Raw genomic sequence first — 732 nt, forward strand, 5'->3', positions numbered from 1 at the left:
TACGAGAGAAAGATCGTATCCCATAAGGATATACGATCTTTGTCGAAGGCCGACGCCGCCCTGATCTACTGGTCCGACTACTGGGAGCCCATAGGAGCCGACGGAATGCCGGAGCCTTTGGACCTCGTCATGTTCGACTGTGCCGTGAACCACGGCGTGGGAGGGGCTGTAAAGCTTCTACAGGAGGGGCTCAACTCGATATTGAAAGACACAGTCCTCGCAGTCGATGGAGCGATGGGCCCGAGGACTAGGGCGGCGCTGGCGACTCTGAGGAAAGAGGACGCCAGGCTGACGAACGGAAGCGGCGACTTGAAGCCTTATTCTCTTCTTCGCTATCTCTGCCTTGAGGTTTTGATGAACCGTACAAGGCTGTACGATCGCCTTGTAGATAGGAATGTGTCGCAACGTAAGTTCCTGCGAGGGTGGATTCACAACAGGGTAGTGAAGCTGGGAAAATCGGCGGGACTGGAGGATTGAAGGAGGCCTGACTTTGCTTGATGACATCATGGAGACGTTGCGTCATATCCTGGCTCTTCTTTTGCCGCCCGCCCTAATGGCCATGGGAGGGTCGGCGGTTAAATATGGCCGCCTTCACCGGTCCGAATCTTTCTCCTGGAGAGAGTTTCTGGTCGGGATGGCAACGGCCGGTTTTGCCGGAATGGTTATGCACTGTCTTTGCCGCGGCCTTGGACTGAACATCTGGATCACTTCGGCTGTGGTGGCCATGTCCGG

2 protein-coding genes are annotated in these 732 nt (G+C 55.9%); both read left to right on the forward strand.

Annotated features, from left to right (window positions below; translation table 11 throughout):
• On the forward strand, positions 1–477 hold a 477-nt coding region (locus L2W48_RS12885), incomplete at its 5' end, for a glycoside hydrolase family 108 protein (RefSeq protein WP_236100489.1).
• Between the two features lie 13 nt (positions 478–490).
• Positions 491–732, forward strand: a 242-nt coding sequence (locus L2W48_RS12890) for a phage holin family protein (protein ID WP_236100490.1), incomplete at its 3' end; no start/stop codon positions are given.

The sequence above is a fragment of the Dethiosulfovibrio russensis genome (genome assembly GCF_021568855.1).
Classification (GTDB): Bacteria; Synergistota; Synergistia; order Synergistales; family Dethiosulfovibrionaceae; genus Dethiosulfovibrio; species Dethiosulfovibrio russensis.